18 protein-coding genes are annotated in these 23,003 nt (G+C 63.8%); 11 read left to right on the top strand and 7 right to left on the bottom strand.

The genetic code is table 11. From position 1 onward, the window contains the following. Nucleotides 1-13: 13 nt before the first annotated feature. Entirely contained in the window at nucleotides 14-2,401 is a 2,388-nt protein-coding gene (locus tag C444_RS02365; protein WP_004590680.1) for a methyl-accepting chemotaxis protein, read from the bottom strand. Nucleotides 2,402-2,543: 142 nt separating this feature from the next. Continuing rightward, the gene (locus C444_RS02370) at nucleotides 2,544-4,946 is read right to left on the bottom strand and encodes a methyl-accepting chemotaxis protein (protein ID WP_004590681.1); all 2,403 of its coding nucleotides are present in this window, start codon (nucleotides 4,944-4,946) and stop codon (nucleotides 2,544-2,546) included. A gap of 187 nt (nucleotides 4,947-5,133) precedes the next feature. On the opposite strand from C444_RS02370, the gene C444_RS02375 reads away from it, so the two are divergent. The 6 genes from C444_RS02375 to C444_RS02400 all read left to right on the top strand — a co-directional run bounded on the left by C444_RS02375 (nucleotide 5,134) and on the right by C444_RS02400 (nucleotide 9,675). Beyond that, nucleotides 5,134-5,562 carry a 30S ribosomal protein S12 gene (locus tag C444_RS02375; protein WP_004515440.1) on the top strand — a complete coding sequence of 143 codons (429 nt, stop codon included), beginning with the start codon at nucleotides 5,134-5,136 and terminating at the stop codon, nucleotides 5,560-5,562. A 2-nt stretch (nucleotides 5,563-5,564) separates the two neighbouring features. Next, on the top strand, nucleotides 5,565-6,185 hold the full coding sequence (locus tag C444_RS02380; RefSeq protein WP_004590682.1) for a 30S ribosomal protein S7: 621 nt from the start codon (nucleotides 5,565-5,567) through the stop codon (nucleotides 6,183-6,185). A 49-nt stretch (nucleotides 6,186-6,234) separates the two neighbouring features. Beyond that, nucleotides 6,235-7,614, top strand: a complete 1,380-nt coding sequence (locus tag C444_RS02385) for a PQQ-dependent sugar dehydrogenase (protein WP_004590683.1) — start codon at nucleotides 6,235-6,237, stop codon at nucleotides 7,612-7,614. A 74-nt stretch (nucleotides 7,615-7,688) separates the two neighbouring features. Next, nucleotides 7,689-8,270, top strand: coding sequence for a biotin transporter BioY (locus C444_RS02390; RefSeq protein ID WP_004590684.1), 582 nt, complete (start codon nucleotides 7,689-7,691; stop codon nucleotides 8,268-8,270). Beyond that, entirely contained in the window at nucleotides 8,267-8,971 is a 705-nt protein-coding gene (locus tag C444_RS02395; RefSeq protein WP_004590685.1) for an energy-coupling factor ABC transporter ATP-binding protein, read from the top strand. Before C444_RS02390 ends, C444_RS02395 begins: the two co-directional genes overlap by 4 nt. After that, nucleotides 8,965-9,675: an energy-coupling factor transporter transmembrane component T family protein gene (locus C444_RS02400; protein WP_004590686.1), complete on the top strand. Its 711-nt coding sequence runs from the start codon at nucleotides 8,965-8,967 to the stop codon at nucleotides 9,673-9,675. The genes C444_RS02395 and C444_RS02400 overlap by 7 nt, the downstream gene beginning before the upstream one ends. Here C444_RS02400 and C444_RS02405 read toward each other — a convergent pair. From C444_RS02405 to C444_RS02420, 4 genes are all read right to left on the bottom strand, one after another. Then, nucleotides 9,672-10,526 carry a hypothetical protein gene (locus C444_RS02405; RefSeq protein ID WP_152420759.1) on the bottom strand — a complete coding sequence of 285 codons (855 nt, stop codon included), beginning with the start codon at nucleotides 10,524-10,526 and terminating at the stop codon, nucleotides 9,672-9,674. The genes C444_RS02400 and C444_RS02405 overlap by 4 nt on opposite strands. 76 nt (nucleotides 10,527-10,602) lie before the next feature. Beyond that, nucleotides 10,603-13,701 carry a hybrid sensor histidine kinase/response regulator gene (locus C444_RS02410; RefSeq protein WP_004590688.1) on the bottom strand — a complete coding sequence of 1,033 codons (3,099 nt, stop codon included), beginning with the start codon at nucleotides 13,699-13,701 and terminating at the stop codon, nucleotides 10,603-10,605. A 149-nt stretch (nucleotides 13,702-13,850) separates the two neighbouring features. Next, nucleotides 13,851-14,645 (bottom strand): DUF5781 family protein, encoded by a 795-nt coding sequence (locus C444_RS02415; protein WP_004590689.1) that lies wholly within the window; start codon nucleotides 14,643-14,645, stop codon nucleotides 13,851-13,853. Between the two features lie 66 nt (nucleotides 14,646-14,711). Continuing rightward, complete coding sequence (locus tag C444_RS02420; protein WP_004590690.1) at nucleotides 14,712-15,905, bottom strand: trans-sulfuration enzyme family protein; 1,194 nt, start codon at nucleotides 15,903-15,905, stop codon at nucleotides 14,712-14,714. A 203-nt stretch (nucleotides 15,906-16,108) separates the two neighbouring features. Here C444_RS02420 and C444_RS02425 point away from each other — a divergent pair, with 203 nt between their 5' ends. After that, entirely contained in the window at nucleotides 16,109-18,295 is a 2,187-nt protein-coding gene (locus tag C444_RS02425) for an elongation factor EF-2 (RefSeq protein ID WP_004590691.1), read from the top strand. A 184-nt stretch (nucleotides 18,296-18,479) separates the two neighbouring features. Here the strand turns inward: C444_RS02425 and C444_RS02430 are convergent, their stop codons facing one another. Then, complete coding sequence (locus C444_RS02430) at nucleotides 18,480-19,577, bottom strand: peptidase (RefSeq protein ID WP_239641252.1); 1,098 nt, start codon at nucleotides 19,575-19,577, stop codon at nucleotides 18,480-18,482. A 108-nt stretch (nucleotides 19,578-19,685) separates the two neighbouring features. Between C444_RS02430 and C444_RS02435 the strand changes: the two genes are divergently transcribed. The 4 genes from C444_RS02435 (at nucleotide 19,686) to tuf (ending at nucleotide 23,002) form a co-directional block, all read left to right on the top strand. Then, the gene (locus C444_RS02435) at nucleotides 19,686-19,907 is read left to right on the top strand and encodes a hypothetical protein (protein ID WP_004590693.1); all 222 of its coding nucleotides are present in this window, start codon (nucleotides 19,686-19,688) and stop codon (nucleotides 19,905-19,907) included. Between the two features lie 79 nt (nucleotides 19,908-19,986). Further along, nucleotides 19,987-20,520, top strand: coding sequence for a hypothetical protein (locus C444_RS02440; protein WP_004590694.1), 534 nt, complete (start codon nucleotides 19,987-19,989; stop codon nucleotides 20,518-20,520). Then, nucleotides 20,517-21,461, top strand: a complete 945-nt coding sequence (locus C444_RS02445; protein WP_004590695.1) for a homoserine dehydrogenase — start codon at nucleotides 20,517-20,519, stop codon at nucleotides 21,459-21,461. The genes C444_RS02440 and C444_RS02445 overlap by 4 nt, the downstream gene beginning before the upstream one ends. 275 nt (nucleotides 21,462-21,736) lie before the next feature. Next, nucleotides 21,737-23,002, top strand: a complete 1,266-nt coding sequence (gene tuf / locus C444_RS02450; RefSeq protein ID WP_004590696.1) for a translation elongation factor EF-1 subunit alpha — start codon at nucleotides 21,737-21,739, stop codon at nucleotides 23,000-23,002. The last annotated feature ends 1 nt before the right edge of the window (nucleotide 23,003 follow it).

Here is a 23,003-nt window from a genome sequence, read left to right on the forward strand (position 1 = left end):
AAAGCGACTGTGCTCAGTCGTCACCCACTGAGACGTCCGACGCGTCGTGTTCGTACACGTCGGTATCGCTGTGTGTGGTTCCGCTATCGACGTCGAACGTCTGCAGGAGTTCGCTGAGGTCGCCGGCCTGGTCCGACAGGGATTCGATGCCGCCGGTGACTTCGTTGATCGTCGCGGTCTGTTCCTCAGCGGCGGCAGCAACGTTCTCGGCGCTGGAAGCAGTTTCCTCGCTGATCGTCCCGACCTCGTCGGTCATTGCCACCACTTCCTCCGTCGTCGTGGCCTGTTCGTCGGTGGCGTCGCTGATGGACTGAATCCCGTTGTTTACCTCCTCAACCCGGTCGACAATGGCCTCAAGCGATTCGATGGCGTCGTCGACGGTATCGATACCGTCAGTGACGGAGTCGCCCATCTGTCTGATGTCGGTTACGGCATCACCGGTCGTGTCCTGCACGTCTTCGATAACCGTCGAGACTTCCTCGGTGGCTTCGGTCGTCTCCTGTGCGAGGCCTTTGATTTCGTCGGCGACGACGGCGAACCCTTCACCCGCTTCACCGGCGCGGGCGGCTTCAATGGAGGCGTTCAGCGCGAGCATATTGGTCTGCTCGGCGATGTCGTCAATGAGGTCGACGATGTCGCCGATCTGTTCCATCTCCTCGTCGAGCGACTCGACGCGGTCGATTGTTTCGTCTGCTTGCGTCTCGATGTCGTTCATCATCTCGATGGCCACTGATGCGCGCTCACTGCCGGTTTCGCCGATCTCGGCGGCCTCGTTCGACGTGGCCGCGACCTCGTCGGCCTGCGCTGCGACCTCCTCGACTGTCGCGGAGAGGCCCGACATCTCGTCGACCGTTTCCTCGATGTTCTCGTACTGGTTCTCCGCGCCGTCGGCGATCTCTTGAACGGATTCGCTGACCTCCTCGCTGGCGCTGCGGACTTCGGTGGCGCTCGCAGTGATTTGGTCGGCGGAGCCGTCGACGTCGTCGGCGAACTCACGGATACGCATGACTGTCTGGCCGAGCTGGGCGAGCATATCGTTGAACGCGGCGGCGATATCGGCCATCGCGTCGTTGTCAGTGTCGGTGTCGAGGCGCTGGGTGAGGTCGCCGTCGGCCGCTTTCCGCATCACAGCCGAGAACTCCTCCGCCTGCTGTTCGAGCGTGCCTGCGATCTCTTCGGCCTCCGACTTGGACTCCTCTGCCTCCTGCTGGGCCTGTTCGAGGTCGCTGATGAACGATTCGAGGTTCCCGTGCATGCTCGATAGTGACGCTCCAAGCTGGCCGGGCACGTCCTCGTCGAGTGCAGGGTCGTCGAACGCCTGCCTGGAGAGCGCGTCGGCCTGTGCGGCGACGGTGTCGAGATAGGTCTTCATCTCGTAGAAGGCGTTCTGGACGTCGCCGACCTCGTCGAGGCGGTCAGACTGTTCGATATCGGTGTCGAAGTTCCCCACCGCGAGGGCTTCTGCCTGTGTCGAAAGCCGTCTGAGTGACTGCATGATGCCGCGACCGACGAGGACGCCGATGAGGGCGAACCCGGCCAGCGAGACGCCGATGATGGCGATGAAGCTCCCCTGAATGCTGTCACGGAGGGCGAAGGCAGCCGACTCGGGGGCCTGCTTGACGACGATCCACGGCGTGTCATCGACAGCCTCCGCGGCGATCAGGTACGACCCGCTCCGGGCCACGCCGCTGTCTTCCGCTGTGAGTGCGGCCAGGTTAGCGGAGACGTTGTACTGCGTGCCGATGGTCGAGGCGTCCTCGGCGAACTGGACCGTCCCGTCCTGTCGGACGATCCGCGTTTCACCGCCCTCGATGGAGTTGCGGAACTGGGCCGTCCGCGCGGTCACGTTGTGGACCACGACGACCAGCTTGTCACTCCGGGCGACTGGGCTCGCGAAGGCGATGTACTTGCCCCCGTCATAGGTGTACACTGTCGACATATCGACCGAGTTCGATCCGGTGACCGAGAGGTTCCCGCCTTCCCACTCGAAGTCGTCTGTCCGGAGCGACGTCTCTCGCCGGTCGCTCAAGGATGATTCCCTGATCTCTAGAGTCTCTTCATTGACGTAGTGGATGGCATACACTGAGTCCGGCTGGTAGAACGCTTGCCGCTGTAACGCGCCACGAATCATCGTTGGACTCCCTTCCTGGACGTCGGACAGCGTCGAGAGGGTTCGAGCAGCGTTGCGCTGGCTCCGGACCCAGTCCGCTGTCGTGGCCGCCGTCTGGACGGTACCGGTCTGCAGTTCGTTCTCGCGCTGTTCTGTCAGTTCGTCTGCAACCGTCCGCTCCGCGGTGGCGCTAACACCTGCAACGAGCAGGGCGATACAGAGAATAATAAGCGCCAGCTTCCGGAGATACGTTTGCCGGACGACATCTGGGAGACGTTGTTCGAGTTTCATAGCTACTACGACAGATCTGTTTGAATAACTCAAGCGCCGGTACTAGAAACCAACTCTCCGGTTATCACGCTTGATTCCACACTGTCAAGCGTATTTTTTAATCATGAAGAACTGCAGCGCCGGGATGTGTGGACTTCGCCACTCAGTCGTCGTCCGCTGCGGTGTCCGGCGCGTCGTGTTCGTACACGTCGGTATCGCTGTGTGATTCCACGTCGAACTGTGCCAGCAGTTCGCTGAGATCACTGGCCTGGTCGGAGAGTGATTCGATGCCGCCGGTGACCTCGTTGATCGTCGCGGTCTGTTCTTCGGCGGCGGCGGCGACGCCCTCTGCCTGGCTGGCCGACTCCTCGCTGATCGTCCCGACCTCGTCGATCATAGCGACAGTCTCCTCCGTCGAGGCGGCCTGCTCGTCGGTGGCGTCGCTGATGGACTGGATGCCGTCGTTGACCTCCTCCACACGGTCGACGATTTGTTCGAGCGATTCGATGGCGTCGTCGACGGTGTCGATGCCGTCTTCCACAGAGTCGCCCATCTGCCTGATATCGGTGACGGCCTCGCCGGTGGTGTCCTGCACATCCTCGATGACAGTCGAGACTTCCTCGGTGGCTTCGGTCGTCTCCTGTGCGAGGCCTTTGATTTCGTCGGCAACGACGGCGAACCCTTCGCCCGCTTCACCGGCGCGGGCGGCCTCGATGGAGGCGTTGAGTGCCAGCATGTTGGTCTGCTCGGCGATGTTATCGATGAGGTCGACGATATCGCCGATCTGTTCCATCTCCTCGTCGAGCGACTCGACGCGGTCGATGGTCTCGTCGGCCCGCGTTTCGATATCGTTCATCACGTCCGCGGCTTCCGCCGCGTGCTCGCTGCCGCTTTCGCCGATTTCGGCGGCCTCGTTCGACGTGGCCGAGACCTCGTCAGCCTGGGCCGCGACTTCCTCGATTGTCGCCGAGAGGCTCGACATCTCGTCAGCGGTCTCCTCGATGTTCTCGTACTGCGTTTCCGCGCCAGTCGCGATTTCCTGGACGGATTCGCTGACCTCCTCGCTGGCGTCGCGGACTTCGGTGGCGCTTGCGGTGATCTGGGCGGCGGAGCCGTCAACGTCATCGGCGAACTCCCGGATTTGGATGACTGTCTGGCCGAGTTCGGCAAGCATGTCGTTGAAGGCAGCGGCGATTTCGGCCATCGCATCGTTGTCCGTGTCGGCGTCGAGGCGCTGGGTGAGATCGCCATCGGCCGCTTCCTGCATCACGGCCGAGAACGCTTCGGCCTGCTGTTCGAGCGAGTCGGCCAGCGCCTCGGCCTCCTGCTGTGCCGTCTCGGCGTCGCGCTTTGCGGTCTCGATGTCGTCGATGAACTGCTGGAGGTCGCCCCGCATCTCTTCCAAGGACTCGCCAAGCCGGCCGGGGACGTCCTCATCAAGCACCTCGGCGTCGAACGCCTGTCTGGAGAGCGCGTCCGCCTGCCCAGCCACGGTACCGAGGTAGCTTTGAATCTCGGTGAAGGCCGTCTGTACCCGTCCGATCTCGTCGAGGCGGTCACTGTGTTCCCTGTGACCGTCCAGTTCGCCGCGGGCGAGGGCCTCTGCGCTCGATGCGACGGCCGTGAGCGAATTACGGATGTCACGGCCGACGAAGGCTCCGAACGCCAGGAAACTGAGCAGTGCCAGACCGATGAGCGCGAAGACGTCCGTCTGGATCGTATCGCGCAGAGCGTAGGCGCTCTCGACCGGTGCACGCTTGACGACGACCCAGTTCATCGCCTCTATCTTGGCGTATCCCCACACTTCGCCGTTCGCCTGCAGCGTGCCGGTCGTCCTGTTGGCTCCATTGTTTATCACCTGCCGTTCGGTCTCGCCGTCGTAGCGGTCGAAGATTCGCGAGGTGTTGTCGGCGAAGATCACTTCGTTGCCGTCGTTATCGTATTCGATGACGTGGGTCTCGCCCCCGTCGATCGAGTTTTCGAAGGACTGGGACCGCTGACTAACGTCGTAGATGAGCATCGTCCGGTAATTCGTCCGCGGGACGTTGCTGATAAACGCCATATAATGTGCCCCGTTCTCTTCGAACACACGCGATTGCGAAACCGCGTCCTCACCGCTCAGCAGCAGCGACCCGCTGCCCGTCCGCCACTTGATGTCTAGGTCGTCGAGCGTCCGGCCTTGGTACGACTCGTTCGTCGACCCTTCGATGGTCTCCGTAGACCTGTCCACGAGCGTAATCGTATGGAGCGAACCGCCGATCCGAGTTTCGGACGTCTGAAATACTCGCATAGCCTGTGTCACTGATGAACTACCTACTTGGTAGTGGTTCGACAGGTATCGGGTGGTCCGTCGTGACTGTTCGATCCAGCCTTCCATCGTGTTCGCCTCTTGCTGGGTCGTCGTCTCCAGTTCGTTCTGTCGCTGCTCGGTCAGGTCGCCACTGATGGCGTCCACTGCCACCAGCCCCGCACTGCTCACGACGAGCGCGATGACGACGACAGCGAGGCCGAACTTCCGGAGGTAACTCTTCCGAATTGCCGCTGGAAGGATTGTGTTGAGCTTCATGTGTCGCTTGGAGTGTCTTGCTCCCCGATTTCTTTACCGCCGCTGTAAACCCACCCCCCGCGTTATCAAAAATAATTCTTTAACATGATTTTCGCCTGCCGTGGCACAGAACGCCACACACGACGGCGCTACTGGCTGAGTCCGAAAGAGGAGTCTTAAGTACCTCCGAAAGGTACCAGTGCCTACTATGGCGAACGGCAAGTACGCCGCGCGCAAGCTCAAGAAGGACCGCCAGAAACACCGGTGGTCCGACACTGACTACGCGCGTCGCGAACGCGGCCTGGGCAAGAAGTCCGACCCGCTCGAGGGTGCGCCCCAGGGACGAGGTATCGTACTGGAGAAAGTCGGAATCGAGGCCAAGCAGCCTAACTCCGCTATCCGGAAGTGTGTCCGCGTCCAGCTCATCAAGAACGGTAAGCAGGTCACCGCATTCTGTCCCGGTGACGGCGCTATCTCTTTCATTGACGAGCACGACGAGGTCACAATCGCGGGTATCGGCGGGGCGAAGGGCCGCGCGATGGGCGACCTCTCCGGTGTCAACTACAAGGTCGAGAAAGTCAACGGCGTCTCTCTCATTGAACTCGTTCGCGGGAACGCGGAGAAACCGGTCCGATAACCATGAGTGCAGAAGACACACCCGAGGATGACGCTGACGCGGCTGAGGAAAGCGAGTCGGAGACGGCTCGCGCGAAGCTGTTCGGCGAGTGGGAGATCACGGACATCGAGTACTCCGACCCCTCGACCGAGCGCTACATCACTGTCACGCCGATCGCCCACACGATGGGGCGTCACGCGGACAAGCAGTTCAAGAAAAGCGAGATCAGCATCGTCGAGCGGCTCATCAACCGCCTGATGCAGACCGACGAGAATACGGGCAAGAAGCAGCTCGCGACGTCCATCGTCACTGAGGCGTTCGAAATCGTTCACGAGCGCACCGACGAGAACCCGATTCAGGTACTTGTCAGTGCTGTCGAGAACAGCGCCCCACGAGAGGAGACCGTCCGCCTGAAATACGGTGGCATCTCGGTCCCGAAGGCTGTCGACGTCGCGCCACAGCGCCGCGTCGACCAGGCCCTGAAGTTCCTCGCAGAGGGCGTCTACGGTAGCTCGTTCAAGACCACCACGAGCGCCGCCGAGGCGCTCGCACAGCAGCTCATCGGCGCTGCTAACGACGACGTCCAGGCCTACGCGGTCAACCAGAAAGAAGAGAAAGAACGCGTCGCGGCTGCCGCTCGCTAACCCGGCTGTCTCCGACATCTTTATTCTTCTTTATCCGTCAGTGAAATCTATGCGAAAACCCAGCCGTGACGCCCGTTCCCGCCGCCAGTATCTCGCCGCGTTCGCCGGTATCGGGGCCACCGGGCTAGCCGGCTGTCGCGGTGAGTCCGGGATACAGAACGAGCCCTCGGACTCGACACCGACAACCACAACGACGGCGGGTCCGGCGCGGGCGCTGGATCGCTACGACGTCTCCCTCAGCCACGAGCGTCGCCAGTCACCCGACACCGACTGGTCGGCCCCAACCACGTCGCCGACGGACACGCCGCTTGCCACCGACCCTCTCATTGAGGACCTGGAGATACCGTGGGACCTCTCGTTTGCCGCGGACGGAACGCTGTTTCTCACCGAACGGGTCGGTCGCGTCCTCTCGTTTACCGACGGCAGCGTCCGAACAGTCACCGAACCGGCAGAAGTCATCGATGCGGAATCGAGCGACGACGGCTGGTGGGTAACGGGTGGCGAGGGGGGCACGCTCGGCATTGCCGCACACCCGACGTACCCCGATCCGCCGGTGGTGTACGTCTACTACACGACGATGACCGACGACGAGCGAGCCAACCGGGTCGTCGCCATGGACGTGTCGGCCGAGGACCCGGCCGCTACGGAGTCCGTCCTCGTCGATAAGATTTCGGGGAGTAAGATACACAACGGCGGTCGGCTCACGTTCGGCCCCGAAAACTACCTCTGGATTACGACGGGAGACGGGGGCGACGGCGAACTGTCCGCCGACACCGACTCGCTGGGCGGGAAGGTCCTCCGCGTGACGCCCGCGGGCGATCCCGCGCCCGGAAACCCGGACCTGGGTGGGGACCCGCGGGTGTTCACCTACGGTCACCGGAACCCACAGGGGCTGGCCTGGCTCCCCGATGGGACGCTCGTCGCCTCTGAACACGGCCCGACCGGCCGGGACGAACTCAACCGCCTCGAAGCGGGGGGTTACTACGGCTGGCCCGACACTCGCGAACACGCGGAGTACCTCGATGCTGGCCCCGAGGTCAGCCGGCCGCTCGCAAACACGGGCAGCACTGGTGGGTGGGCACCCTCCGGGTCACTGTTCTACACCGGTGACGCCGTGCCGTCGCTCCGGAACCGACTGCTCACTGGCGGGCTGAAGGACCAGAAACTCCTCGTGACGACGCTGACACCCGCCGATGAGGACCTGCCACCTGGTGATGACGCCGAGGTGTACGACGCGGACTGGACCGACGACGCCTACACCGCGACGACGCACTCCCTGCTGGCCGACGAGCTCGGTCGGATTCGCCACGTCGAACAGGGGCCAGACAGCGGGCTGTACCTCGTCACGTCAAACCGCGACGGCCGCGCTGGCGACGGATTCCCGCGGGAGCACGACGACGTGCTTGTGCGCGTTACGCCTGCCGAGTGAACGGAGCGGGCGGTCCGCGGAAACGCGCTCTGTGAACCACTGGCTATATTTCGGTTGACGAGAGAGGGAGATCCATGGCAACAGAGCAATCCGTCGACCTCGTCGACGATGAGACCGTGGGCTTGTTCACGAAGGCGGTGCTGCTCGCGGCGCTGACCGCGGGGCTCGCACAGATATCTATCCCACTCCCGGGACCGCTGGTACCGTTCTCGCTGCAGCCGTTCGGGATGTTCTTCGCCGGCCTGCTGCTTGGGCCGCTGTGGGGCGGCGTCGCCCTGCTGTTGTACATCCTTGTCGGTATCGCCGGCGCTCCGGTGTTCTCGAACGCGAACGCGGGCCTTGGCTATGTTATCGCCGGGCAGGGAACCGGCGGCTTCCTCGTCGGCTTCCTCGTCGGTGCGGTCGTCGCCGGCGCTATCGCACACCGGAGCATCGCGCCGAAACCGGTCGCTGACCTCTCCGTTCCGGTGCAGGGCGTCGCGCTCACCGCAGCGGTCGCCGTCGTGTATGCTATCGGCATCCCCTGGATGTCGTTCGTAACTGGCCTCCCACTCAGTCGCGCCGCCGCTCTGATGGCGCCGTACATACCACCAGATCTCCTGAAGCTCGGTATCGCAATCGCCATCGTACAGGGTGGGTATCTCGCCGGTCGATGATCGAGGTCAGCGATCTGCGCTATCGGTACGGCGATGTCGATGTTCTTGATGGGGTCACGCTGTCGATACCTGCTGGCCAGTACTGTCTACTCGTCGGGCCCAACGGGAGCGGCAAGACGACACTCGTCCGGCATCTCAACGCTCTGCTGACGCCCGACGCCGGAACGGTCACCGTCGATGGGACCGACGTGACGGATGACCATGTCGTCGCCCGGACACGTATCGGGATGGTATTTCAGCACCCCCGCGACCAGTTCGTCGCTGCGACTGTGGCGGCTGACGTGGCCTTCGGCCCGGAGAACCTCGGGCTTGACAGGGCCGAGATCGACCGCCGGGTCGAAACAGCGCTCGACGCTGTCGACCTCGGTGATGCCGCTGAGAGCCGTATCGACGCTCTCTCTGGGGGTGAACAGGCCCGCGTCGCCATCGCCGGGGCACTCGCTATGGAGCCGGACTACCTCGTGCTCGACGAACCGCTCGTCGGGCTCGACTGGCCGGCGAGGCAGTCGGTACTCGACCATCTCGACGCGCTGGCCGCCGATGGCACGGGCATCATCGTCGTCACGCACGACCTCCGGGACCTCCACGAGCGGGCTGACCGCCTCGTCGCCCTACACGACGGGCAGGTCGTTCTCGATGCGCCGCCAGCCGAGGCGCTCGATACCCTCCCGGACCTCGGCATCAGAGACCCGCGATGTTGAGCTACCGACCCGGCTCGACGTTCGCGCATCGGCTGGACCCACGGTCGAAGCTGCTGGTCCAGTTCGGGCTCGCTATCGCCGCGGTCGCTCACCCCACGCTCCCGTGGCTCGTCGGAACGACCGCGTTCGCGCTGGCCACGCTCGCGGCGGCGCGGCTCTCGCCGCTTGCGGTCCTGCACTCGTATCGGGTCGTCCTTGCCGTGCTGGCACTGGCCCCCGTCGTTGCCGGCGTGGTCCTCGGTCCGCCGTGGTTTCGGGTCGACCCGGCGCTCCGCTCGGCGCTGCACGTCGGGCGCATCCTCCCGGTGTTACTCGTTAGCGCCGCCTACCTCACGTCGACGCCAGTCCGGGACACGCGGGCGGCGGTCCAGCGGCTGATACCTGGGAAGCCCGGACAGATTCTCGGTACCGGGATGGCGCTCGTCGTCCGGTTGTTCCCGCTGGTGCTCGCTGACGTTCGGGAAGTGCGCGACGCGATACACGCTCGTGGCGGCGAGGCCCGTCCGCTCCGGGACCGCGTTCGGCTGCTCGCTGTCCGGTCTCTGGAACGGACCCTCGACCGCTCGGACCGGCTCTCGGTCGCCCTGCGGGCCCGCTGTTTCGCGTGGAACCCGACGCTGCCGCCGCTTGCCTTCGAGCGTCGTGACTACCCGGTGCTCGCCGTCGGCATCGCGTTGGCGGTGTCGCCGCTCGTCCCGGTTTAGCCGGTCGCCTGCGTGGACTCGGCGTTTGTCTCGTTTTCTCTGGACTGCTGTTTGAGCGCTGTCTCCACCCACGTCGGACGCGTGACTGCTCCCGAATCGGTATCGAACCGAATGGTACTGTTGGCGACGGCCGGCGCACCGTCCCGCGTTCCGGTGTATCGTACCGACGCGCGCGTGAGGAGTCCCGTCCCGGTGACAATCGCTCGGATGCTGCTCGTTTCGACGCGGTCCAGGTCCGCGCTCGTTGCCCACTCCTCGCCCAAGTCCCGTGACTCAAGTACGTACGTCGGCGGGTCGGCGTTGGTATCGCTGGCGACGACGGCCGCGTTCTCGTCTGATAACGTCGTCGCGACGTTGTACGCGGTCCGCCGGTACGGATACCGCTGGTGGGATTCCTCGACCATGTACCGCGTAGTCCCGTTTGCATACTGAAAGCGGAGAACGTGCACCGACTCGTTGGTCCACGACCGTCTGCCGACGATGGTGTCGCCGCCGGCCCGCTCGTGCCCTGCCCGGTGTCGCCACGAGAGGATCACGCCGTCATCACCTACTATCCGGCCCCGCTCCAGCCGCCGCGCCGTCGTCCCGTTGGCGAACTGGACGGTTCGGACGACCGTGACGGTGTAGCTCCTGTTCGTGAGCCGTCGCTCGTGGGCACTGCCGAGTCGCTCGGGGTCGCTGATGCTGTTGGCGGTGACACCTGGCGGCAGACTCGGATCCGGCGTGGGGACCGGGGCGGGCGTCACGGTCCGCTCGCCGCCGCTCGGACCGGCAGTGCTGAAGGCATTACAGCCTCCAAGGACGACGAGCGAAGCCAGAGCGATTCCGACAGCGAGTGAGCGAGGTTGCACGAGCGGGCCTTCGAATGCCTGGTTGAATTGGTCTTCGGCGGCCAACTACGGGCCAGAACGCATACGCGCCGGTCTGTCACTCCACGATATCGACACCGGTAATCTCGAACCGTGCGCCGCCCTCGCTCCCCTCGTCGATAGTCACCGTCCAGTCGTGTGCGTCGGCGATCTCCGCGACGATCCAGAGCCCGAACCCCGTCCCGGCGTCCGATGTCGAGTATCCCGTTTCGAACACGCGCGACCGGTTTTCCCCGTCGATACCCTCGCCGTCGTCCTTGACATAGAAGCCATCGTCAAGCTCCCCGATGGTGACTGTCACGTCGTCACCGCCGTGTCCGACGCTGTTGCTGAACAGGTTCTCGAGCAGTTGTTCCAAGCGGCTCCTGTCGGCACGAACGACGGCGTCCGTCTCAACGGTGAGTTCGGCGTCGCTGGTTTCTACGTTGTGCCAGCACTGTTCAGCTGTGTCCGTGAGCGCAACTACGCCAGCGTCAACCGCCGACTGCTCGTCGCGTGCGGCCGCGAGCAGGTCATCGATGAGGGTCCGCATCCGAGCGAGTGCGTCGCTGGCGCTGTCGAGGTGTTCGCTGTCGTACTCCTGCTGGGCCAGTTCGATGCGCCCTTCGGCGACGGATAGCGGGTTCCTGAGGTCGTGGCTGACGATGCTAGTGAACTCTTCAAGGCGTTCGTTCGTTTCCTCCAGTTCCTGTTCGCGGCGCTTGCGTTCGGTGATGTCACGGTCGATACCGATTGCGCGGTCCGGTGTCCCGTCGCTGTCAGATTCGACGCGGCCCTTCGCTTCCATCCAGCGGACCTCGCCATCGCGGATGATCCGGAACTCGGCTTCGTACGTACCGGTCTCGGTCGCCGATTCGATGCGGGCCGCGACGTCCGGCTGGTCCTCGGGATGGACCAGCGGTAAAAACTCGTCCAGCGACTCGACATCAGTGCCGTACAGCGTCTCGGATCCGGGGTAGTACGACAGGTCGCCGGACTCGAACTTGCGGTCCCAGACGACCGCGTTGGTGGCCTTTAGCGCGAGCTCCATCCGCTCGCGTGCCTCCTCCAGTTCGCGCTCCCGGAGCTTTCGGTCGGTGATGTCCTGGATCGACCCCCGGAGTTTGACAACGTCGCCGTTATCGGTGACCGGTTCACACAGTGCGCGGACCCACCGGTAGTTGTCGTCGTCGCCGATACGCACTTCCATGTCGTACCCCTCGGCCGTTTCTATCGCCCGCTGGAACTCCGTCATGACCGTTCCCCTGTCATCGGGGTGGTACAGGTCGACGATGGATTCGACGCTCAGTTCGTCGTCGGGCGTCAGCCCGTGTAGCCGGTAGAACTCGCTTGTCACCGTCATTTCCGGCGGATCGGTGGTCACCTCTATCTCCCACCCGCCGACGCTTGCGATCCGCTGGGCTTGGTCGAGGAGCTCCTTCGTCCGCGTAAGCTCCTGCTCGCGTGCTTTCCGCTCGGTGATGTCCCGACCGATGCCGGCCAGCATCGGATTCCCATCGGGGTCCTCGACGCGGGTCGCCGTGAACTCGTGCGGAATCAACTCTCCGGATTTCGTAATAAACGGTGCCTCTACGCGGGTGGTGCCACCCTCGAACACCGATTCAATCGCGGCCAGAACGAGGTCATGATGTTCCTCAGGGAAGAACTCGGCCCCGTGGGTCCCGGCCACGTCGGCGGCCGAGTAGCCGGTCACGTTCAGCAGGCTCTCGTTCCAGCGCCGGAAGCGACCGTCGCTGTCGAGGACGTAGAACACGTCGTCGATGGCGTCCAGCATGTCGTCGGTGTACTCCTTGTACCGTTCGAGGCGCTCCTCACGCTGCTGGCGTTCGAGTTCGTAACCCACCCACTGTGCCGCGAGATGGACGAACGTCTTCTCATCCTCGGTGAAAGGGGTCTCACGGGGGGAGCGGTCGACGAAACAGAGCGTCCCCGAATGCGCGTTACGGACACGGACCTCGCTGCTAATGTACGTCTCGTACTCCCATCGGTCGTACGCTGGATCTGAGTCCCATCCCTCTTCGGACGCTTCCGCGATTGCCATGACGCTCCCTACGTCGATCATCTTCCGGCAGTACGACTCCGACAGCGGCGTGACGGTCCCCGGCTTGAGCCGTTCATCGCTCCCGCTTGCATAGCAGACAGTGAACTCGTCACGGTCAGTATCATCCGATGAGAGAAACGCACCAGCGGTCCCCAGCCGCTCCCGGCCCAAGTCCAGGACCGCCTGGATCTTCTCATCGAACGAGGCGTCGGGGTCGGCGCTGATCTCGTAGAGTCGCCGGAGCGTCTGGTTGTGCTCCGCGAGTTGGTTCTTCGTGGCTTCGAGTTCGCGTTCGCGGTTCCGTCGCTCGGTCACGTCGCGGGCGAACCCGGCCACGCGAACCGTCTCGCCAGCATCGTTCGTGATGGGCTCGCCCTGTATCCAGACCCAGCGCTGATACTCTTCTTCGGCGTTAACTCGGCACTCGGCGTCGGCCGATTCGCCGTTCATGAGACACCGCATCGCGTCTTTCATTCGTTCGCGGTCCTCGGGGTGGATGCCGTTCAGGAAGTCATACGGGTTGTCACGGAGCTTGGCAACTGACCGCCCCCAGATGTCCTCGTAGGCGGAGTTAATCACGAGCACTTCGCTCAGGTCGGCTGTGAACTCCCAGATGATATCGTTGGTCGCCTCCGTGAGTTCACGGACACGGCGCTCCGACTCGGCGGCCTGTCGCCTCGCACGGTACTCGGAGACCGCGTTTTCGATGCGATTGGCCAGCAGTTCGTACACCTCGACACCGAACGACTTCTGTAAATAGTCGGTCACCCCCATCGAGATAGCTTCGCTGGCTACCTCCTCGCTACCCTTGCCGGTGAACAAAATGAACGGCAGATCCGGGTTCGTCTCCCGAATCGCATCGAGCAGTTCGATGCCGTTCATTTTCGGCATATCGTAGTCGGAGACGACAGCGTCGAACCCGTTTTCGGCGACCCGGTCGAGTCCGTCCCGCGCGCTGGTCGCGGTTTCGACGGAGATCCGGTCGTCCGCGGCCTCCAGGGAATCCGCCGCGACGGCCACGAAGTCAGGGTCGTCGTCGACGTGTAACACCCGAATCTGTTCGCCGACGACATCGGTCTCCCTGTCGAGGTGTCGGCCACGAAGCGCCTCGCTCATATCGACCGATTCACAAGTCACTGCAAAAACAGTTCTGGCGGTGACTTCGTGGTCGCGTGTGAGCGAAGCCGCCAGCCGATGGGGGCGACGCCGTTACCTACGTGCGATAGCACCGACCGACAGCGATCCGGTCTCCCGGGACACCGGGTTCAGTCTGCCGCGCGGCCGCCGTCGCCGGCGTACGCGCGCGTCACGTCCACGAGCGCCTTCCGGAACTCGGATTCGTCCGGCTCAGGCGAGAGCGCTGCGAAGTGGCGCTTGAACTCAGCGAGATCGACTGATTCGGCGTCCTGGCCCGCGGCGTGTGCGAGGTCGTACAGCCGGTGGTCCGAGCCGACCAGATCGTGGCGCTCACACAGCGCAAGGGCGAACGCCGCGTTGACGGCCGTGATGTCCGGGTCTGCAGCCGGCGTCAGCCGTGCGGCCGGTTCGCTGGGATGGCGCATCCGGGTCGGCGATGTCGAGCGGCCCCCGGTCGGCGGATCGCCGGGCCGGTCGGCGACGGCAGCCGCGAGGCTGGCTTCCAGAAACGGCACCAGTTTGTCGCCGGGCACCACCGGCATCCAGATATCGTCGGCGTAGACGTCTTTCATGTGGTTGGCGATCTGGTAACAGTGCGTGAGCTTTCGCTGTTCGACCGAGCGCCCCGCCAGCGCGAGGTAGATGGCTTCCCGCGTCGACTGCGTGTGTGACGGATGCCCGCGTTCGTGGTGGTGCATGTGAGCGTACTCGTGTAACGCCAATTCGCGGGCCATTGCGCTCGTCGCGGCTTGACGGGAGATTGTCAGCCTGTGGGCGTCGTCGCTGTGGCTGACGCGGGTACGCTCGTCGGGGTCCTCCCGGACCCGGACAGTCACTGGTCGTTTCAGGTCGTGTTCCGTCGAGAAGAGGTCCCTCGCCCCGAGAAACGGTTCGGCCGGCCCACCCTGCACGTGCACGTCCATGTGTCACCATATCATGGGTCGCAGCGCTATTAATGCACGGGTGAGGGCAGCGTTCGCACGCAGCGCTCAGGACTCAAGCGCCGCGAAACCGCGCTCCAGGTCGGCCCGGAGGTCATCGACGTCCTCGATACCGACTGAAAGGCGGATGAGCGTCTCGGAGATACCGAGTTCGTCCCGTGCCGTCGGTGAGAGCGGTTCGTGCGTCATCGCCGCCGGGAGTTCCGCCAGGCTTTCGACGCCGCCGAGGCTGACTGCCAGCGTCACCGTCTCTAACGCTTCGAGAAAGCGCTTGGCGTCGGCCATATCCCCGGCCAGTTCGAACGAGAGCACGCCGCCAAAGCCCTGCATCTGCTCGCAAGCCAGATCGTGCTGTGGGTGGCTCTCTAACCCTGGGTAGTGGACCGTTTCGACGCGTTCGTGATCGTCGAGGTACTGCGCAAGGGCCATGGCGTTGTTCTCGTGGCGAGTCATCCGGACGCCCAGCGTTTTGATGCCTCGCGAGACGAGATAGCTGTCGAACGGGGCGAGCATATTCCCGAGCGCGATCTGCTGGCGGAACTCTACTCGTTCGGCGACCGCGGGGTCGTCGGTAATCAGCGCGCCGCCGACAGCATCGCTGTGGCCGTTGATGTACTTCGTCGTGCTGTGGACCGCGAGGTCCGCACCGAGCGACAGCGGCTGCTGGAAGTACGGACTCGCGAAGGTGTTGTCGACCCCGACCATCGCGCCGTAGTCGGCAGCGACGGCCGCAATCGCGTCGATGTCACACAGTCTGATACCCGGGTTCGTCGGGGTCTCGACCCAGACTAGCTCTGTTGCCGGTGTCATCGCGGCCGCTACAGCGTCGACATCGGTCGCGTCGACGAACTCCACGTCGACACCGAGTTGGTCCCGAAACAGCGTTTCGAACATCCGTCGCGTGCCCGCGTAGAGGTCGTCGAACGCGACGACGTGGTCGCCCGGTTCGACCAGCGAAAGCACCGCTGTTGCGACGGCTGCCGTCCCCGAACTGAAGGCATAGGCCCGTTCTCCGCCTTCGAGCGCGGCCAACTCCTGTTCGAGGCCATGTCGTGTCGGGTTCGACAGCCGCGAGTAGAGGAACTCCCCCTCACCGGGGTCGATGTCCTCTAGAGACAGGTCCGTGTCGAGCCCGGCCAGTTCGTAGGTCGACGAGAGGTGTATCGGGAGCGTGACATCCCCCGCTGCTGACGCCGTCTCGGTATCGACTGCAATCGTGTCGAGGTGTGGACGCCGAGTCATACGCTCCCGTCCGCTGGCTGGCGCTAATACCTTTGCAATCATTACTCATCCGCCTGCAAATAATTATAATCGCTGAGCATACGCCTTTAGCTCTCGACTGGTCGGAATGCCAGACCATGCCACGCGAACGGCCGAATTTCGACCGGTCACGGCCGTAGTGAAACACTATCCTTTTGACCCTGCTGTTGATAGAATGCTGTATAATGGGCCGACGTAAGAAAATCGTCCAAGAATGTGAGACACTGATGGACGATCCGGAGCACATCCGGAACATCGCCATCGCTGCTCACGTCGATCACGGAAAGACGACGCTGACAGACAATCTGCTGGCCGGTGCCGGCATGATTTCCGACGACACTGCCGGCGAACAGCTGGCGATGGACACCGAGGAAGACGAACAGGAACGTGGGATCACCATCGACGCGGCTAACGTTTCGATGACCCACGAGTACGAGGACCAGAACCACCTCATCAACCTTATTGACACCCCTGGCCACGTCGACTTCGGTGGCGACGTGACCCGTGCGATGCGTGCCGTCGACGGCGCGCTGGTGGTCGTCGACGCCGTCGAGGGCGCGATGCCCCAGACCGAGACGGTGCTCCGGCAGGCGCTCCGCGAGGGCGTCAAGCCGACGCTGTTCATCAACAAGGTCGACCGCCTCATCTCCGAGCTCCAGGAGGGGCCCGAGGAGATGCAGAAGCGCCTGCTCGCGGTCATCCAGGACGTCAACGACCTCATCCGCGGCATGACCGAGGAGATGGACGACATCGAAGACTGGACGGTTTCCGTCGAGGAAGGGACCGTCGGCTTCGGCTCCGCGCTGTACAAGTGGGGCGTCTCGATGCCGTCGATGCAGCGGACCGGCATGGACTTCGGCGAAATCATGGAGCTCGAACGCAACGACAACCGCCAGGAACTCCACGAGCGCACGCCGCTGTCCGACGTGGTGCTCGACATGGTGTGTGAGCACTTCCCCAACCCTGTCGACGCCCAGCCGATGCGCGTTCCGCGTATCTGGCGTGGTGACGCCGAATCACAGCTCGCCGACGACATGCGTCTTGTCAACGAGGACGGCGAAGTCGTCCTGATGGTTACCGACATCGGTGTCGACCCCCACGCCGGCGAAATCGCCGCCGGCCGTGTCTTCTCCGGCACGCTGGAGAAGGGTCAGGAGCTGTACGTCTCCGGGACCGCGGGCAAGAACCGCATCCAGAGCGTCGGCATCTACATGGGTGGCGAGCGCGAGGAAGTCGACCGCGTCCCCGCTGGGAACATCGCCGCCGTCACGGGCCTCAAGGACGCCATCGCTGGCTCCACCGTCTCCAGCGAGGAGATGACGCCGTTCGAGTCCATCGAACACATCTCGGAGCCGGTCATCACGAAATCCGTCGAGGCACAGAACATGGACGACCTGCCGAAGCTCATCGAGACGCTCCAGCAGGTCGCCAAGGAAGACCCGACCATTCAGGTCGAAATTAACGAGGACACCGGCGAGCACCTCATCTCCGGCCAGGGTGAACTCCACCTGGAAGTCATCGGCCAGCGTATCGAGCGCAACCAGGGCATCCCGATCAACACCGGTGAGCCGATCGTCGTCTACCGCGAGGCCCCACAGGACAACAGCCGCGAAGTCGAAGGTCGGTCGCCGAACAACCACAACCGCTTCTACATCAGCATCGAGCCGCTCGGCGAGGACATCGTCGAGACGATCAAGATGGGCGAGGCGTCGATGGACATGCCCGAACTGGAGCGCCGTGAAGCGCTGCAGGAAGCCGGCATGGACAAGGACGACTCCCAGAACATCGAGCACATCCACGGGACCAACATCCTGCTTGACGAGACGAAGGGTATCCAGCACCTCAACGAGACGATGGAACTGGTCATCGAGGGTCTCGAAGAAGCCCTCGACGACGGTCCGCTCGCGGCCGAGCCGGTCCAGGGGTCGCTCATCCGTCTCCACGACGCCCGCCTCCACGAGGACGCCATCCACCGCGGTCCGGCCCAGGTTATCCCCGCCGTCCGCGAGGCTGTGCACAACGCACTTATCGATGCCAGTATCAAACTGCTGGAGCCGATCCAGCAGGTCCGTATCGACGTGCCCAACGACCACATGGGCGCTGCGAGCGGTGAGATCCAGGGCCGCCGTGGCCGCGTCGACGACATGTACCAGGAAGGCGACCTGATGGTCGTCGAAGGCGTCGCCCCGGTTGACGAGATGATCGGCTTCTCCTCCGACATCCGCTCCGCAACCGAGGGCCGTGCCTCCTGGAACACCGAGAACGCCGGCTTCCAGGTCCTTGCCGACAACCTCCAGCCCGACAAGATCAGCGAGATCCGCGAGCGCAAGGGCATGAAGCAGGAACTGAACCCGGCGATCGACTACTTCTAGACCACCTTTTTCTGCGTCGGGTTCGGATCGCGCTCTCCGAGCGCGCTCGAACCACTCCTTGAAAAACGTGGGCGAAAAAGGCGCGAATCGATCCGCGATTCGCGGGAAACCGCGCGCCGACGGCGCGCGGTATGCCTGTCCGCTCCGCGCTGTTAGATTTCGCTGCGCTTGGACACGTTTTCCGCTATTCAGCTGCTGCTTGCGCCCGCAACCGGTCGATTCGGTTCCCCAGCGGCGGCGACCGTCCGAACGGGTTCGCGAGTCGTCGTCGGGACGGCTCCATGCCGTGGACGTCGGCGTACCGTTCGAGGGCGTCTGCGACAGTATCCGGGCCAACGCGCTCGGCCGCGTAGTCGTCGGCTGCCCGGACACCGCGGCGAGTGATCCACAGGCTTGTGACGATAAGTCCGAAGCTCACGCCGACAAGAGGCCACAGCGGGCCGATATCGGCCAGGGCTACGAATAGTGGGACCAGCGCGAGGAGCAGGCCGCCGACGACCCTGGCAAGCACCCGTTCGGTCTGGCGGCCGGCCTGGATCGCGAGCAGGGCCGTCGCCGTCTCGTCGTCGAACACGTCGAGGAACGTACTTGTCACGAACAGGCGACGGTAGCCTGGGGCTCCACGGACGGTCACGTCTGCGGTTCCCTCCCGCTCCGTGTCGAGAATACGAACATCACGGACGGTCAGTCCCGCGCGTTCTCGAAGACAGTGCACCGTCTCCGCTGTCGAGTCGGCCGGCATCCGGACTGACCGCACTAGCGGGATAATCCAGGGAGCCGCGACCAGAACAGCGACGATGAGCGCGGGGACGACGGCCAGCAGGACGACCGGCGACAGTCCGGTCTCGAGCGGCGCGGTGATGACCGTCGCAAAGACGGACAGCCCGAGGACGTACCGTCCCATCCGGACGAGCGCCCGGCTGGTCGTGAGTTCGATGTCCCGGACGTTTCGGACGCCACGAACGGTCGGCGCGTAGGCGACCAGTCCCACGACGCCTGCGGCGAGAAGTTCGGTGACCGTCGCCAGCAACGTTTCGACTGCGCCAGTCCCTCCACCGACCACTGCGTAGCCGAGTCCGACCAGCCGAAAGACGGCGTACGACAGGAGGGCGAACGGGAACAGGAGACCGAGGTACAACTGCCGATATCTGGCGACGGGGTTCGAGAGCCGCTGTACGATTGCGCTTCCGAGTGCGCCGAGGACGATTCCGACGATAGCGAGGACTCCGACGAGGAACACCGCCGCACCTATCGATATCGGTGATGATTGGAGGGCGTACACATACGACACGCTTCACCGGTACGAAAAAAACGTAGCGTTTCCCTGTAAGCGATTATCTCGACGGAGGCAGGCCCCACGCTTAGGTCATCCAGCACCGAACAGCACGGTATGAGCGACCGCCTGCATCAGATTGTGGACCTTCTCGTAGCTGCTGTCATCGCCGGCACGTCGACGTTCATCTGGAGTTACGTCTTGCCAACAGGGCTGGCGCTGACGCTTGCGGGAATGTTCGCAGCGATGTACTACTTCTCCCGCAACCCTTGGGGGTCGCCTCGCGGCGAGGCGTACAACGAGTGGATCGACGACCTGTACGACCGGTTTCTGCCCTGAGACCAAACGAACGGTTTCTTATACGTGCCCCTGCTGAGTCATCCACAATGAGCCGAGATACTCAGGAGGTGAGCGGGCGATGAGCGACTCGACCGACGAGGTTCGGTCCTACACAGTTCGGCTGGAACTGGTCGACGAACCGGGCGAACTGCTGCGGGCGCTCGAGCCCATCGCCACGAACGGCGGGAACCTCCTCTCTATCTTCCACGAGCGGGGGAACGTGACCCCACGGGGTCATATCCCTGTGGAGGTCGATCTGGAGGCGACCCCCGAGCGGTTCGACGGGATCGTCGACGCACTCCGGGACGCGGGCATCAACGTCATTCAGGCCGGGGCCGAGCAGTACAGCGAGGCGCTGACGATTATTCTCACCGGCCACCTGGTCAATACCGACCTCTCTGACACGCTCTCGCGGATTCACGAATCGACGGACGCGACCGTGACCGACCTCTCGCTGTCGGCACCGGGGGGAACGGATGATGCTTCCAGCGCGCGCATCCGACTGGCGACCGAAGAAGGGGCGGTCGACGAGGCGATGCGATCCATCCGTACCGTCGCCGACGAGAAGGGACTCCACGTCATCGAACCCCTTGCTGCGGGAGGTGACGCATGAGACTCGCCGTCATCGGAGCCGGCGCCGTCGGCTCCGCCGTCGTCGACCTGGCGAGCGATCACGGCCACTCGGTTACTGCGTTCGTCGATTCGAGCAGCGCCGTCATCGACAGCGCCGGTATCGACACTGACGAAGTGCTCGACCGGAAGCGAGCCGATGGCGTCGTCGGGAGCGACGCACCTGAGGACGCGCTTTCGGCCGAGTACGACGTGCTCGTCGAAGCGACGCCGACGACGCTCGGTGACGCCGAACCGGGCTTTAGCCACGTTCAGGCCGCGCTCGAACGGGACCGCCACGCCGTGCTGGCGAACAAAGGCCCAGTCGCAGAGCGGTACGCGGACGTTCGCGCGCTCGAACGCGAGAGCGAGGGGTCGGTGCTGTTCGAGGCGACCGTCGGCGGCGCGATGCCGATTCTTTCGACTATCGATGACTTCGACCCAAGCCACATCACCGCCGTTCGCGGCGTGCTCAACGGCACTGCGAACTTCATCCTCTCGCGGATGGCGACTGAGGGGCTCGATTACGAGCACGTCCTCGCGGAAGCGCAGGACCTTGGTGTCGCCGAGGCTGACCCGACCTTCGACGTGGACGGGACTGACGCGGCGCTGAAAGGCGTCATCATCGCGAACGTCCTGTCCGACAACGAAACGGAGTATACGCTCGACGACGCCGAAGTCGAGGGGATTCAGGAAATCTCAGGCAGCGCGCTCGAACTCGCGCGGGCGGACGGCCGGACTGTTCGGCTTATCGCCGAGGTCGTCGAGGGCTCCGTCCGCGTCGGCCCGCGGCTCGTGCCGGACAACGCGCCGCTCGCTGTCTCTGGAACCCGGAACATCGCCCAACTGGAGACCGAGCACGCCGGCCAGCTCAACATCTCCGGTCGTGGTGCCGGCGGTCCGGAGACGGCGAGCGCGGTACTCGCTGATATCGGCCGACTATAACAGGGCAGCAGGATTTCTAACGCGGCTCCGTCGTTTCTCGCAGTCGCTGCCTTTCCCAGCCACCAGTCTCGCTTGTCACTCTGAAGGACACAACCTCGGCCGTGACTGCCGGTATCGGTCGTTCCCCTGACCAAGCGATCAGGTGTCACACTACCATGCCATGGCGTGCCGAATCGCAAGAAAGCGACGGCCTGACGCTTACACGCTTTCGAAATCGTTTTATGAACCACCAGCTAATAAACCCGATACAGCGCCTCTGCGCGTGAGAGATAACAATGAGCGACGAACAACACCAGAACCTGGCCATTATCGGCCACGTCGACCACGGGAAGAGCACGCTCGTCGGCCGACTCCTGTACGAGACAGGATCGGTACCGGAGCACGTCATCGAACAGCACAAGGAAGAAGCCGAGGAGAAGGGCAAGGGCGGCTTCGAGTTCGCCTACGTCATGGACAACCTCGCCGAAGAGCGTGAGCGTGGTGTCACCATCGACATCGCCCACCAGGAGTTCAGCACTGACGCCTACGATTTCACCATCGTGGACTGTCCTGGTCACCGCGACTTCGTGAAGAACATGATTACCGGCGCGTCCCAGGCCGACAACGCCGTCCTGGTCGTCGCCGCCGACGACGGTGTCCAGCCGCAGACCCAGGAGCACGTGTTCCTGGCCCGCACCCTGGGCATCGGCGAACTCATCGTTGCCGTCAACAAGATGGACCTCGTCGACTACGGCGAGTCCGAGTACAAGCAGGTCGTTGAAGAGGTCAAGGACCTCCTCACGCAGGTCCGCTTCGACCCCGACAACGCGAAATTCATCCCCGTCTCCGCCTTCGAGGGCGACAACATCGCCAGCGAGTCCGATCACACGGACTGGTACGACGGCGAAATCCTGCTCGAAGCGCTCAACGAACTGCCGGCACCGGAGCCGCCGACGGACGCGCCGCTCCGACTGCCGATCCAGGACGTCTACACAATCTCCGGTATCGGTACGGTCCCGGTTGGCCGTGTCGAGACAGGTATCCTGAACACGGGCGACAATGTCAGCTTCCAGCCGTCTGACGTCTCCGGTGAAGTGAAGACTGTCGAGATGCACCACGAGGAAGTCCCGAAGGCCGAGCCCGGTGACAACGTCGGGTTCAACGTCCGCGGCGTCGGCAAGGACGACATCCGACGCGGTGACGTCTGTGGTCCGGCCGACGACCCGCCGTCCGTCGCCGAGACCTTCCAGGCCCAGATCGTCGTGATGCAACACCCGTCCGTCATCACGGAAGGGTACACGCCGGTCTTCCACGCCCACACGGCACAGGTCGCCTGTACTGTCGAATCCATCGACAAGAAGATCGATCCGTCCTCCGGCGAGGTCGCCGAGGAGAACCCCGACTTCATCCAGAACGGGGACGCTGCCGTCGTGACGGTCCGCCCACAGAAGCCACTCAGCATCGAGCCGTCCTCCGAGATTCCGGAGCTCGGTTCGTTCGCTATCCGCGACATGGGTCAGACCATCGCCGCCGGCAAAGTCCTCAGCGTCAACGAGCGATAAC

Source organism: Haloarcula japonica DSM 6131 (assembly GCF_000336635.1).
Lineage (GTDB): Archaea > Halobacteriota > Halobacteria > Halobacteriales > Haloarculaceae > Haloarcula > Haloarcula japonica.